Genomic DNA, 13,816 nt, shown 5'->3' with positions numbered 1-13,816 from the left:
TCACGCGTCGGCCATCGCCACCGCTTGCTCTAAATCTACTGCGACTATACGGGATACACCCGGCTCATGCATAGTCACACCGATAAGTTGATCAGCCATCTCCATCGTAATTTTGTTATGGCTGATATAGATAAACTGTACGCTCTGCGACATCTCCTTCAATAATCGGCAGAAACGTTCTACGTTGGCATCGTCTAAGGGCGCATCCACTTCGTCTAACATACAGAAGGGAGCTGGATTCAACCTGAAAATCGCGAATACCAATGATAAAGCCGTTAGGGCTTTTTCACCACCGGAAAGAAGATGGATTGTGCTGTTCTTCTTACCTGGCGGCTGGGCCATGATGGTCACGCCCGTTTCTAATAAATCATCTTCCGTTAGCGCAAGGTAAGCACGCCCGCCACCAAACACCTTGGGGAACAATCGCCCTAAATCCTCGTTGACAGCATCAAATGTGGCTTTAAAACGGGTGCGGGTCTCCTTATCGATTTTACGAATGGCTTCTTCTAGTGTTGCAAGCCCTTTATTGAGATCTTCATCTTGATGATCCAAATAGGATTTTCGCTCACTTTGTTGCTCAAATTCTTCGATCGCCGCGAGGTTTATCGCACCTAAACGGATAATTTTTTGGCGGATCTGATCCAAATCACGCTGCCACTTATTTGGCTGACCATCGCTAGGCAGCGAATCAATCACCTGAGCAAGCACAATTTGCTGTTCCGCCAGGGCTGCCAACTGGCTGTCAGCCTGCCCTTTTAATCCCTCACGACGTAACTTTAACGTGCTGAGGCTTTGAGTCAAGCCCTCAAGCTTACCAAGCTCTTGTTTTTGCTTTAATCCTATACTGTTTAGCGTTTCAGTGAGCGAACTTTGTTGTGCCCTGAGCGTTTTAAGTGCCTGTTGCTGACTCTGTTGCTGATTGAGTAGCTGCGCCAGTTGTTCACTCAGCTTTGCCGTTTGCTGAGCACCCTGCTGTGCGACAACACTGGCAAGCTGGGCTGACAGTGTTTCCTGTGAGTGGACTAATTCACTGACACGGACCCGCTGTAATTCAATTTGTTCTGTGCTCACTGCCATCCGAGTGGTGACCGATTGTAGACTGGCATTGAGACTCGCTAAGCGGCGCTCGGCATCGCTAATTTGTGCCTTTAGCGCTTGGTGACGGGCTAAATCCCCTTGGGCTTCAAGACTTTGTTGTTGCTGTTTCTCAAGGCTTAACGCTAGCGCCTCCGCCAATTCATCCTCTTGTTCCGAAAGCAGCATTAACTGCTCAGCCAGCTCGGCTAACTCATTGCGCGTTTGCGCAACGGTTTCTGCTAGTTGTCCCCGTTTAACTTCGCGCTGCTTGGCCTGGGCCTCTGCGTTATTAAGCTGCGTAGATTTGGTGGCTTTATCGAGCTGTAACTGGTGTAAGCGTTTGATACCTTGGCTTAAGCTGTCACGCACTTGGGTTAATTGCTGCGCCAACGCCTCGAGCTTTGACTGCTGTATTACCCGCGCCTGCTCACACTCATTAATCGCTTCGCTTAATTGAGTTTGTTCTTTACTCAGTTGCACTAACGATTGGCTATTGTCTTGTTTGGCAATCAAAAAACCTTTGCCAAGCAGATAACCATCAGCGGTCACTATTCGCTCATCGGCCGCCAAGCTCGCCACTTGTGCTTGTGCGCTGGCCAGATTATCGGCCCATTTAAGTCCCTTAAGCCAAGGGGCAAGGTTCAATTTTGCCCCTAAGATGGGAGAACCATCGAGATGCGCATCCGCCGCCAAGGCTGCATCGGCATAAAACCCTATCTCATTGGCGTCAACGCCCACGGGCAGCGTCATTAATCCCTGCAGCGCCAGCTCTGCCGCGGCTTCCCAGCCATTTTCCACTTGAATACTTTGCCACAGCTGCGGCTTATCACTTAACTCTTCTTGTTTTGCCAGCCATTGTTCAACCAGTTCGAAGCGTGCCCGCATCGAAGTTAAACGCTGCGATAACTGCTCAAACTCACCTCGCGCAACATCTAACGCGTGAGTATCGGTAGCCAGAGTGGATTCAAACTCTTGATTAATTTCAACTTGTTCAGCTAATGCTTGCTCTAACTGGGTAATCTCGTCATTGAGTGATGCGCTGTTATCTTCAAGGGCATGCTCATTGAGTGAGGCTAACTCTTGCTGTTGTTCTTGGTGTAACTGGGTTTTATGGGCATTTAATTGCTGCTGATGCGCCAGTTTGCTGCGGTGTAATTCTAATTGCAGCTTATGCTGAGCGGTTGCCGCCGCCAGCACTCTGGCGCTTTCACTCTGCGCCTCACTGCGCGAAACACTCATCTCCCATTGGACTTGAAGCTCATCGAGCATTTCTTGCTGCAATTCATGTTGCGGCGCAAGTTGGCTAAGCTCCGCCTCAAGCGCTTGAAAGCTGGCTTGGTAAGCGGCTAATTTGGCTTGGTTTTGGGTGATTTGCTCGCTTAATTGCTCGAGCTGAGTATGTAGCTGGGCGTCGCGCTGCTTTTGGCTCTGCAACTGTTGCTCAAGCTTTGCGATTTCAGTACCCGTTAGATAATAGGCTTCGACCGCCTGCTGCTCTTGCTCGGCTAACTGTGAAAGCGTAACTTGCAGCTCGGTGCTTTCTAACTCACTCGTTTGCGCTAAGGATTGCGCTGCCGCTTGTTGCAGCTCGAGCGAGCTAATCTGCTCCGATAAACTCGCCATCTGGCTTTGCAGCTCTTGGTAGCGCATCACCAGCAATTCAGCATGGGTTTTACGCTCAGCCTGCTTTAGCTCGCGATATTGTGTTGCGGCTTTTGCCTGCTGACTGAGCTTTTCCAGTTGTTTGGCTAACTCACTGCGAATATCCCCTAAACGCTCTAAGTTTTCACGGGTGTGACGAATACGATTTTCCGTTTCACGCCGCCGTTCTTTATAGCGAGAAATCCCCGCCGCCTCTTCGATAAAAGTACGTAAGTCTTGGGGTTTAGATTCGATTAAACGTGAAATCGTGCCCTGTTCGATAATGGCATAGCTGCGCGGTCCAAGCCCGGTGCCCATAAATAGATCGGTGATGTCTTTGCGGCGACACTTTTGGCCGTTGAGAAAATACCAAGACTCGCCGTCACGGCTGACCTGACGTTTTACCGAGATTTCTTCATAACTGGCGTATTGGCCCGCAAGGCGGCCTTCTTTATTTTCAAACACCAGTTCAACGCCTGCCACAGACACAGGTTTACGGGCGCTGGAGCCGTTAAAAATCACGTCACTCATGGAGTCGCCGCGCAAATGTTTGGCCGAGCTTTCGCCTAGCACCCAGCGCACAGCGTCAATCACGTTCGATTTACCGCAGCCATTTGGGCCAATAATGGCGCTTAATGCCTGTAAAAACGGAATTTTGGTGGGATCGACAAACGACTTAAAGCCGGCAAGTTTTATTTGTTTTAATCTCATAGTGCCAGTTAGCGCGTCTCAGTTTAAAAAGCCATCAGGGCGATGGCAGATATCGGTGCAGGCCAATATTAGCCCGAGTCGTGTCATAGAATTCTGAGGCCAACTTTAACAAAGCAAGCTGCATTTTGTAACGCTTTTTATTGAATTCATGCGGCTTTTAGCTTGTCATCTCGCGACGAGTTGATCACAATCGTACTTATCTGTCTCTCAGGCTGTATCTCAACTTTCTTGGAATGACGATATGACACAGAAATTTCCCTCGCCCTCACAGGCTAAAAGTGGTGTGAATTATTTTCTCGATGGCTTTGGTTTGATCACACGTAAAGGTCTTCGTACTTTTGTATTTATTCCTTTAATGATTAACCTGTTACTTTTTGCCGCCGTAATTTATGTGGCAGTCGGTCAGCTCGATCTGCTCTTTACTTGGATGAATGCCCAACTGCCTGAGTATTTAAGCTGGCTTAACTTTCTGCTCTGGCCACTGGCGGTTGTCACTATGTTGGTGATGCTAGCCTTTGTGTTTAGCTCAGTGATGAACTGGCTAGCCGCGCCTTTTAATGGCTTACTGGCCGAAAAGGTTGAACAACTATTAACCGGCAAACCCATGCATACCGGTTCAGGCATGGACTTAGTCAAAGACTTACCGCGCATTCTTGGCCGTGAATGGATCAAGCTGAAATACTATCTGCCCCGTGCATTGGTATTTTTACTGCTATTTTTAGTGCCAATGGTCGGGCAAACCTTGGCGCCTATTCTGTGGTTTTTATTCAGTGCTTGGATGATGGCGATTCAATACTGCGACTATCCCTTCGATAACCACAAGGTGAGCTTCAAGGATATGCGCTTTGCACTGAATCAAACCCGCGGCACCAGTTTCAGCTTTGGCGCAACAGTGACACTGTTTTCGATGATCCCTGTGGTGAACTTTATTGTGATGCCTGTGGCTATTTGTGGCGCCACCGCCATGTGGGTCGATAAGTACCGTGAAGCCTACCGTAATCCTGTGGTCGCACCTGAATAATCCTCCTTATCGCACTGGATGCATGCCATCCAGTGCGCTTTGGCTCTAACTCAATCCAATTTAAATACAATCCTTGTAACAATTACTCATTCTTGTTAACTCAAAACTTCTGGCACACTGCGCGTAATTTACGGATTATTTTGGGCCCAGTTGTTGAAGACGTTTCTCCCCTTTCTGCTATCGAGCATGATGTTTCTGAGCTTACCGAGTCAGGCCGGCTCAGTTAGCCAATTTCAGTTAACGATTCCAACCTTAACGGATACCGCCGAGATTGATGGTGAATTTGATGAGGCAGTGTGGCAGCACGCGGCGCTGGCCGAGTTGCGCTATGAGACTCAGCCCGGAGAAAACACTGCCGCTCCGGTTTATACCGAGGCCAGAATCTACGCCACCCAAACCAGCCTATTTGTGGCCTTTATCGCCAAAGACAGTCAGCCTCAACGCATTCGTGCCACTCTCAAGGACAGGGATAATCTCTGGGGTGATGATCTGGTGGGGATCAAACTCGATACCCTCAATAACGCACGCTTGGCCTATCAGTTTTTTATCAACCCGCTGGGCGTGCAACTAGACTCGATAGAGAATGAACTCACGGGCGAAGAGAGCGAAGCGTGGGATGGCATTTGGAAAACCGCCGGTAAAATCACCGCCGATGGCTATCAGGTGGAAGTCGAACTGCCATTACGGCTATTCAACTTTGACGATAAAAAGCCCATTCAAGACTGGGGATTTGAGCTTATTCGCTACTATCCACGTAATGAAAACCATCGTCTCTCCACCCATAAAATTGACCGCAACATCAGTTGCCAGCTCTGTCAGCTCGGTGTCGCCACAGGTTTAGCTTCAGCCAAGCAAGGGCAAGATCTGCAAATTACTCCCGCTTTTGTAGCAACTCGCAATGAACATAAAACTGCACATGGTTGGCAAACAGATACGGACTATGAACCTGGGTTTGATTTACGCTGGGGAATGAATGCCCGCACCTTGTTGAATGCAACCATTAACCCCGATTTCTCTCAAGTCGAATCCGATGCGGGTCAGCTCGATATTAACAGTACTTTCGCATTGTTTTACGACGAAAAACGCCCCTTCTTCCTCGATAATAAAGACTACTTCGATACCCAAGTGAATCTGCTACATACCCGCAATATCGTATCACCGGATTACGGACTCAAACTCACCAGCCAAACCGAGCAACACACCTGGGCACTGCTGGCCGCCAATGACAGCCAAGCCACCTTTTTAATGCCGGGTAATTTAAGTTCAGAGGTCACCTCATTAGCAGAGGAAAGCCTCAATCTGGCTGCGCGTTACCGCTTCGATATGGATAAAACCTTTTCCTTTGGGGGTCTTATCACGGCAAAGAGCAGTGCCGACAATCAACTGACTGAATTTGCTGTACAAACCGATGATAATAATGATTACCACAATTATGTCATAAGTTTAGATACCAAATACCAGCCTACTGAGCAAGATATATTGACCGCTCAGGTCGCCCATTCCCAGACACGTTACCCCACAGCCCTGTACCAACAATTTTGTGGCAATGTGGAGGGAGAACTCACAGAAGGGCTACTCTGCGGTCAAACGCCCTTAAACTGTGAATTTGGCCTATGCCAAGTGAATGAACAAGTATTACGTAGCCAATCAGATGAGGATTTTAGTGGCGCCTTGTATCAACTGACCTATGAACACAATGCCCGCGATTGGTTTGCCTACAGCGAATATCACGATGTTTCCCCTAATTTTCGTGCCGATTTGGGCTTTGTAGAGAAAATTGACTATCGCACCTTTATGGCTGGCGGTGGCTTAATTTGGTATCCGCAAGTGGTGTTTAACAAGATAAAATTTGGTGGTGACTGGGATATCACCCACAATCAAGCGGGAGAGCTACTCGAGCAAGAATTTGAGATCTTTTGGGAAATGTATGGCGCACTACAAAGTGAATTGTCCTTTGGGGTAGAAACCCGTGAGCGGGTCGGACCACGCCATAATACAGCGCAACTCGCCGTAATAGGTAACAGCAATCAATATGAGGAAACTCAAGGCTGGCTTTACGGAGCCATTACGCCGATTTCAGCCCTCAGCCTTGAGCTGGAGATCCATTACGGCGATGAGATTGATTTTCTTAATGATAGATTAGGCACCAACACCTTAATCAATCCGATATTCAATTGGAAAATTGCCAACGGTTTATCGGTAGAAATTTCTCACCAGTACCAACAAATGGAAATCGAGCAGGACCGATTATTTACCGCAAACCTCACGGATATGCGCCTTCATTGGCAGTTGAGTTTGCACAGCTTTATTCGCCTATCGAGCATTTATACCCAAATTGAACGTAATCTTGCGCTCTATCTGTATTCCAATCCCGATAGCCAAGCAGCACATTTAGGCAATGAAATCCTCTACGGCTACAAACTCAATCCTCAGAGTGTGTTCTATTTGGGCTATTCCGACAGTTTAACCTCGGATGATGAACTCACGCGGCTCACTCGGGACGAGAAGACCTATTTTATGAAGCTAAGCTACGCCTGGTTGCTCTAGGCAGAAAGGTTTAGCATAAAGCCCACAACAAGGCTTGTGGGCTTAAATCAGAATTCTAGCTAAGACTCATGGATACCCAATAAGCTTGGGCTAGGAAGCGCAATCCCCATTGCGGTGAGCTCCACTCCAAAATGCTGCAGCAGCGCAAGATACGCCTGCTCAAAGGGATAACGTGGCCGCGGGAATACCCACTCAGAAGGGAAACACCATTCCTCCTCACTCTCATCAATCGCTAAATAAATGGCGAAATCATGGTTTGTCTCGCTCAGCGCAGCGATTAGATTTGTCGCCATTGCAGCCCTGTGGGCAGAGGTAAATCCCAACTGTTCACCAAACTCATCAAACACATAAGCATCGTACAGCGCTTGCAGCTGCACGGGATCTAAAGGATCGTAGCGATTGAGTATTTCCCCGAGCGTTTCCTCGCGGTCATAACAATTAAAGGCGCCAAGAAACCAGCCAGGATTGGGATGGAACGGAATATCCGAATCAGGGTAAAGAAGCGTCATGGTGACAGGTTCTCGTATTGCAACTGAGGCTTTAAAAAACTGTTTTTAAGGCTGTTAACTGCCTTGTCTAATTAAAAGCATTTTCGGTTAAGGTACGACATCAAGCCGTTTAACCAATGTGCTGATATAAAAGCAAAAGCCCCATTGCTGGCAATGGGGCTTTTGTCGATTTAGCGTTTTTGCAGGATCACGCTACCGATGGAGTAACCCGCACCAAAAGAGCTTAATAGCCCTAAATCGCCCGCATTAAAGTCAGCGGAATATTTATGGAAAGCAATCACAGAGCCAGCGGAAGCGGTATTGGCATACTCATCGAGCACCACGGGTGCCTGATCGGGCGTCACCTCATCCCCTAGCAGTTTTTTCACCACAAACAGGTTCATATTGATGTTGGCTTGATGCAACCACAAACGCTTAAAGGACTGCGGCGTGAGGGATTGCTCGGCCAGATGCTCATCTAAATGCTGATAAATCATCGGCAACAGTTCTTTAAAGACTTTGCGCCCCTGTTGGTGGAATAGCTTATCCGCCTGATGCGCCGAACTTGGATCGCAGCGATTGAGAAAGCCAAAATTACTGCGAATATTGTTCGAGTAGTCAGTAAAACAACGGCTTGAAACAATATTAAAGCCTTTACTCGCGGCCACTAGGCTTTGCTCTTCGAGCACCATAGCGGTTGCGACATCCCCGAAGATAAAGTGACTGTCACGGTCACGGTAATTCACCTGCGCCGAACAAATTTCGGGATTAATCACTAACGCGCGCGACGCCGAGCCAGTCGCAATCGCATTGGCGGCAGCCACAATGGCAAAGGTGGCCGAAGAACAGGCAACCTGTATATCATATCCATAGCCACGAGTACCGAGTGCTCGCTGGATTTCAATCGCCATTGCCGGATAAGCGCGCTGCGTATAAGCACAGGCAACGATCACTAAATCGATTTGCTCGGCCTTCACGTCCGCTTGTTTCAGTGCCATCAATGCCGCCTCAACCCCAATTTCGGCCTGCATAGATAACTCGTCACTGCTGCGCTCAGGGATAAGCGGCATCATGATTTCAGGATCGAGAATACCGTCTTTAACCATCACATATCTGTGCTTGATGCCCGAGGCTTTCTCGATAAACTCACTGGAGGAATAAGACAGCGGCGCGACATGGCCCTGCTCAATTAATCCTGCATTTTCAAGGTTAAACATATCGACATAGGCGTTGAAGCTTTCCACCAAAGCTTCATTTGAAATACTGTGTGGCGGCGTAAATAAACCGCTGCCAGAAATAACGACCTGTTTCATAGGTGCTCCGAACGGGTGCTTGTTGTAAGGTGAGCAGACGTCGCATTATTCTGTGTTGGCACGGCGGCTAATGCGTGTTCAGCCTGCGCCTGTTGCTGCTCTAATTGTTGCTTTTTATGCATTTGCGCTAAGTCTATCACGACTGTGGAAGATATCTTATCTTGGATCCCCTGCCGATTGGCATCCCAAAAAATCTGGATAAAGCCAAGTAAGCCTGTCGTAAAGCCCGCCGCATAGCCACCATAACGGCCAAAAGCGGTCCAGAGGCTGATTTTAGCGCCATCAAGTTGAATAACGCGAATACCTAATAGTTTTTTACCTAAGGTCTGACCATCAAATTTGGCGGTAAACACGGTAAAGTAAAATGCTGCCCAACCAAACCCTAAGCCCATATCGCTCATAAAGCCTTTAATCCACGCCAGCACACTGCGGGTATCACTTTCCTCCTCATCGGCGTTTTCGGTGTTGTTACTTTCCGCTTGACGCACGGAATTAAGATCTTCATCTGCGGCTTGTTTATCGGTATGCGCGTTAGCTAATCCATCGGCTTGTGGTTCAGACACTGGGTTCGCCCTACGTTCAAGCTTGTCATCAAGCAAATGACTTGGCTTTGGTGATTGTGATGGTGTTGTTGAATCCGTGGCTGAATCGAGAGTGACTTCAAACACTTTCACCTCGGGCCATAGAGTGCCCGCCATGATTTCATCACGTAACTGCGTTTTATCAGCCTCGGATAAATCCGTGCTAGCTAAAGTATCTAATACCATATCGCGGCGCTCAGCTGCCGACATGCCCTCAATGGGTACATTTTCCAGCGTCTGAGTTTCGAGCGTCTGTTGCAAAGAACGGATTTGTTCACGGGCACAATCCGTATTTTCACAGAGTCCGAGGGAGACAAGGCCAGGAATCGCCTTAACAACAGCCTGAATATCCTGGGGCGCGGAGACCTTTTCGCGAGTCGATTGATTCGATTGATGCAAATCCCACAAATTCCCCGCCGAGCTAAAGAGCATTAACCCTAGCATGGCGGCATAGAGGCCCCATTTGAGAAAGCGGCCAAACTGCCGGCTACGTTTTTCGATATAAATAATCCCCACCACCAGCAGAACAAACAGCCAATCCATTTGCTCGGCTAAAATAGTGATAAATAAACCGTCGATTAATATCGCTAGCGCCCGCTTAAATGGTGTTGCTAACGGGGTATAAAGTACCGATTCGGCAATAGTAAATGCCTTAGGGGTGACCATAGTTCTAGGATCTTTGCCCACATCTGTTTGTTGTTGCTTCATAATGGTTGAAATCCGATTCCGATTAGCGCTTTTATCACCAAAACATCAAATGACTGTTCTCGTTCTATTGCAATTTTTATTGATGTTAGCAAGAGGTTAACACAGTTAAACCCACGACCAATCTGGCTTTACGAATAACAGCGACGTCTTTAATAACTTAATCGAATAAAGAAGAACAAACAATCACTTCTAAATACGCCACAGGCGATTATGATTCAATAGTGCAAACATAGGAGCAAGCAATCCATGAGCAAAATTTTCGAAGACAATTCATATACTATTGGCAACACCCCGTTAGTGCGTTTAAACCGCGTAAGCCAAGGTAAAGTGCTCGCAAAAGTCGAAGCACGTAATCCAAGTTTCAGTGTCAAATGCCGTATCGGTGCCAATATGATTTGGGATGCCGAGAAAAAAGGCCTGCTCACCAAAGATCATGAACTGATTGAGCCTACCTCAGGTAACACCGGGATTGCCTTAGCTTATGTAGCCGCCGCCCGTGGTTACAAGCTGACGTTAACGATGCCAAACACTATGAGCCTAGAGCGTCGTAAGCTGCTTAAAGCTTTAGGCGCAAATCTTGTGCTGACTGAAGGCGCAAAAGGCATGAAAGGTGCGATTGATAAAGCGGAGGAAATCCGTCAATCAGCGCCTGAAAAATACATTATGCTGCAGCAGTTTAATAACCCTGCTAACCCAGAAATCCATGAAAAAACCACAGGTCCAGAGATTTGGAACGATACCGATGGTGCTGTGGATGTGTTTGTTGCGGGTGTAGGTACTGGTGGTACTATCACTGGCGTGAGCCGTTACCTGAAGAAAGTTGCAGGCAAAACCATTACATCTGTCGCGGTAGAACCCGCAGATTCACCGGTTATTACCCAAACCTTAGCGGGATTACCCGTACAACCTGGTCCACACAAAATTCAAGGTATTGGCGCTGGTTTTATTCCAGGTAACTTAGATCTTGAGTTAATCGATCGCGTTGAAACCGTCACTAACGATGAAGCTATCGACATGGCCCGTCGCTTGATGCAAGAAGAAGGCATTTTAGTCGGTATTTCTTCAGGCGCTGCAGTGGTTGCTGCTAACCGTATCGCTGCCCTGCCTGAGTTTGCGGATAAAAACATTGTGGTTATCCTGCCTTCGGCTGCCGAGCGTTACTTATCATCAGTATTGTTCCAAGGCCAATTTGGCGACGAAGAAAATATTCAGTAATCTCATCGCTTGTTGATAAAGATACCCAGCTCCGTCTGGGTATTTTTATGCCTGCCAGTTAATTCTTGCCATGCATATCTCTTTCGAACGAATATTGTTTCTATCAAGAGCCTGATTTGTTGGTGAAATTGGACACAGTTCATAGTTTTTCCGTGCAATGCTAGCTTTAACAATTCAGTCCGCTATAAATAGCCCTCTCCAAGATTAACGTCAGTCTTTTATGTCTTTCTACCAAAACCCAAAAGTGTTAAGCGCCTTTGATGCTAAGTTTGAGGCACAGAAAATTGCCTTTGGACCCGTGAGTTTTCAGGTCGCGCATTGTCTACTCAAATTTGAAGTGCTAGCCACTATTGATAAGGCTGGTGAGCAAGGGGTGACCTTAGCGAAATTAGCCCAAACGAACCTGTTGAGTGAATACTCCCTTGGGGTGTTATTGGATATGGGACTAAGCATGGGGCTGGTATGGCTTAACGAAGACGCCTATGTCCTCGATAAAACAGGTCATTTTTTACTGCATGATGATATGGCAGCAATCAACCTCAACTTTGTGCAGGACGTATGTTATCAGGGATTGTTTACGCTGGATAAGGCGCTACTCACTGGTAAACCCGCGGGGCTGAGTGTATTTGGTGACTGGCAAACTATCTACCCCGCATTGAAAGATCTGCCTCACGCCGCAAAAGAGAGTTGGTTTGCATTTGATCATTATTATTCTGATCATGCTTTTCCGCAGCTTTTACCCTTAGTCTTTGCCCATAGTCCAAAACACTTAGTCGATATTGGTGGTAACACCGGAAAGTGGGCTCTACGCTGCTGCAAATTCGATCCTAAGGTTGAAGTGACCCTGATGGACTTTCCAGGGCAATTAGCCATTGCCAAAGAAAATGCTGCAAAACATGGCGTTACCGATAGAGTCCATACCTTTGCCACCGACTTACTCGATGAATCGCGCCCTTTTATTGAAGGTGCAGATACCTATTGGATGAGTCAGTTTCTTGACTGCTTCTCTAAGGCGCAAATCTTAAGCATTTTGCAACGCACCGCAAATGCGATGACAGCCAATAGTCAGTTGTTTATTGTCGAAACCTTCTGGGATAGACAGCCTTCTGCCGCCTCGGCCTATTGTGTTAACGCCACGAGCTTGTACTTCACCGCAATGGCCAATGGCAATAGTCGAATGTACCACTCTAAGGACTTGATGGCCTTGCTGCATCAAGCAGGTTTATATGTCGATGAGGATACTGACAATATTGGGCTTGGGCATACTTTGCTTCGTTGTAAACGAAAACCTTGTTAGTTAATAAAAACTGAATCAATGAGTAAAATTAATCAATTTTATTTATTTACACCTTAGTCATACACTGACATTAACAAATAGATATATCGAATTAATGTCAGTGTTGAGAGGTAAGTAATATGACTTCAAAGCGTAAACGTTGGACCGCACAGGCCGCAAAATTACCTAGCCCTATGGGCGGACTCGCACTCGCAATCGCAAGCTTAGGGTGGACTTGGGAAAGTGTAATGCCTTCACTGAATGGCTGGGGTCAATTAATCGGTGCAATTATTGCCTCAGCACTGTTACTAATGCTAGCCGGTAAGTTTTTGCTGCATCCTACAGTGCTCAAAAATGAACTTAGCCATCCCGTCGTCGGCAGCGTAATACCGACTTTTGCCATGGCATTAATGGTAGTGTCTAACCTGCTCGGTCACTATTTTCCCCATGCGGGATTAGCCCTTTGGTTAGCCGCCATTGCGATTCATATCGTATTTTTAGGCGCCTTTATCTACTATCGTGCTATCGACTTCAAACTCGAACATATGGTGCCTAGCTGGTTTGTGCCACCCATTGGCATCATAGTGGCTGCTGTGTCTTTCCCCAGCAATGGTGAACCTTGGTTAGTTAACACCATTTTAGCCTTCGGTATGATCGCCTATTTAGTCATGCTGCCACTGATGCTCTATCGCTTGATCTTTTGTCAAGCGATTCCTGACGCAGCTAAGCCCACTATTGCCATCCTTGCTGCTCCCGCAAGTTTATCACTTGCAGGCTATTTAACGGTTTGTGAGCAACCATCAATCGCCTTAGTCGCCTTATTGGCAAGTATTGCTATTTTGATGACAGCGGTTATCTACCTTGCTTTTTTCCATTTACTTAAATTGCCCTTTAGCCCTGGTTATGCAGCCTTTACTTTCCCCATGGTGATCGGTGCTACTGCACTCTTTAAAACCGCTCACTGGCTTGAGCAATTTAGTCAAATGACCGATCTCACTCAATGGGTAAGGTTGTTGGCAGATTTTGAACTCGGTGTCGCCACTGTCGTCGTTGCCTACGTCGCTCTTCGGTATTTGACTCATTATCTACCCAACCCAATGGCCAATATTGACACAACTATAGTTGAACTTAAGTAATAGGCATAAAATACGGTAAGTGTATTTGGCTACTTAACGTACTAAATAAAAATTTAATAACACAACATACAGAATAAAATAAGGAGTGAATTTATATTCACT

General features: G+C 47.0%; 9 protein-coding genes. 5 read left to right on the top strand and 4 right to left on the bottom strand.

Translation table 11 applies throughout. The annotated features are described in order from the left end of the window. On the bottom strand, positions 1 to 3,429 hold the full coding sequence (gene smc / locus L976_RS06110) for a chromosome segregation protein SMC (RefSeq protein ID WP_047535208.1): 3,429 nt from the start codon (positions 3,427 to 3,429) through the stop codon (positions 1 to 3). Between the two features lie 241 nt (positions 3,430 to 3,670). Between smc and cysZ the strand changes: the two genes are divergently transcribed. Together cysZ and L976_RS06100 are read left to right on the top strand one after the other, a co-directional pair. Next, a complete protein-coding gene (gene cysZ / locus L976_RS06105; protein ID WP_037426752.1) occupies positions 3,671 to 4,450 on the top strand; it encodes a sulfate transporter CysZ in 780 nt (259 codons plus the stop codon). 186 nt (positions 4,451 to 4,636) lie between these two features. After that, the gene (locus L976_RS06100) at positions 4,637 to 6,997 is read left to right on the top strand and encodes a carbohydrate binding family 9 domain-containing protein (protein ID WP_052183970.1); all 2,361 of its coding nucleotides are present in this window, start codon (positions 4,637 to 4,639) and stop codon (positions 6,995 to 6,997) included. Between the two features lie 59 nt (positions 6,998 to 7,056). Here L976_RS06100 and L976_RS06095 read toward each other — a convergent pair whose 3' ends face one another. The 3 genes from L976_RS06095 to L976_RS06085 all read right to left on the bottom strand — a co-directional run bounded on the left by L976_RS06095 (position 7,057) and on the right by L976_RS06085 (position 10,087). After that, positions 7,057 to 7,506, bottom strand: coding sequence for a hypothetical protein (locus L976_RS06095; protein ID WP_047535194.1), 450 nt, complete (start codon positions 7,504 to 7,506; stop codon positions 7,057 to 7,059). A 170-nt stretch (positions 7,507 to 7,676) separates the two neighbouring features. Beyond that, positions 7,677 to 8,798, bottom strand: a complete 1,122-nt coding sequence (locus L976_RS06090; protein WP_047535191.1) for a beta-ketoacyl-ACP synthase III — start codon at positions 8,796 to 8,798, stop codon at positions 7,677 to 7,679. Next, the gene (locus L976_RS06085; protein WP_037419821.1) at positions 8,795 to 10,087 is read right to left on the bottom strand and encodes an RDD family protein; all 1,293 of its coding nucleotides are present in this window, start codon (positions 10,085 to 10,087) and stop codon (positions 8,795 to 8,797) included. Before L976_RS06085 ends, L976_RS06090 begins: the two co-directional genes overlap by 4 nt. Before the next feature lie 246 nt (positions 10,088 to 10,333). On the opposite strand from L976_RS06085, the gene cysK reads away from it, so the two are divergent. The 3 genes from cysK to L976_RS06070 all read left to right on the top strand — a co-directional run bounded on the left by cysK (position 10,334) and on the right by L976_RS06070 (position 13,714). Beyond that, entirely contained in the window at positions 10,334 to 11,302 is a 969-nt protein-coding gene (cysK, locus tag L976_RS06080) for a cysteine synthase A (protein WP_037419818.1), read from the top strand. 220 nt (positions 11,303 to 11,522) lie between these two features. Beyond that, positions 11,523 to 12,599 (top strand): methyltransferase, encoded by a 1,077-nt coding sequence (locus L976_RS06075; protein ID WP_047535188.1) that lies wholly within the window; start codon positions 11,523 to 11,525, stop codon positions 12,597 to 12,599. A 119-nt stretch (positions 12,600 to 12,718) separates the two neighbouring features. After that, a complete protein-coding gene (locus tag L976_RS06070) occupies positions 12,719 to 13,714 on the top strand; it encodes a TDT family transporter (protein ID WP_037419806.1) in 996 nt (331 codons plus the stop codon). The last annotated feature ends 102 nt before the right edge of the window (positions 13,715 to 13,816 follow it).

Origin of the sequence: Shewanella sp. ZOR0012 (genome assembly GCF_000798835.1) — a bacterium.
Taxonomy (GTDB): domain Bacteria; phylum Pseudomonadota; class Gammaproteobacteria; order Enterobacterales; family Shewanellaceae; genus Shewanella; species Shewanella xiamenensis.
This window is presented reverse-complemented; position numbering and strand designations above follow the sequence as displayed.

Excerpts from the sequence above, each read along its gene's own strand:
- smc (WP_047535208.1), bottom strand. The coding sequence starts at position 3,429 with ATGAGATTAAAACAAATAAAACTTGCCGGCTTTAAGTCGTTTGTCGAT.
- cysZ (WP_037426752.1), top strand. The coding sequence starts at position 3,671 with ATGACACAGAAATTTCCCTCGCCCTCACAGGCTAAAAGTGGTGTGAAT.
- L976_RS06100 (WP_052183970.1), top strand. The coding sequence starts at position 4,637 with ATGATGTTTCTGAGCTTACCGAGTCAGGCCGGCTCAGTTAGCCAATTT.
- L976_RS06095 (WP_047535194.1), bottom strand. The coding sequence starts at position 7,506 with ATGACGCTTCTTTACCCTGATTCGGATATTCCGTTCCATCCCAATCCT.
- L976_RS06090 (WP_047535191.1), bottom strand. The coding sequence starts at position 8,798 with ATGAAACAGGTCGTTATTTCTGGCAGCGGTTTATTTACGCCGCCACAC.
- L976_RS06085 (WP_037419821.1), bottom strand. The coding sequence starts at position 10,087 with ATGAAGCAACAACAAACAGATGTGGGCAAAGATCCTAGAACTATGGTC.
- cysK (WP_037419818.1), top strand. The coding sequence starts at position 10,334 with ATGAGCAAAATTTTCGAAGACAATTCATATACTATTGGCAACACCCCG.
- L976_RS06075 (WP_047535188.1), top strand. The coding sequence starts at position 11,523 with ATGTCTTTCTACCAAAACCCAAAAGTGTTAAGCGCCTTTGATGCTAAG.
- L976_RS06070 (WP_037419806.1), top strand. The coding sequence starts at position 12,719 with ATGACTTCAAAGCGTAAACGTTGGACCGCACAGGCCGCAAAATTACCT.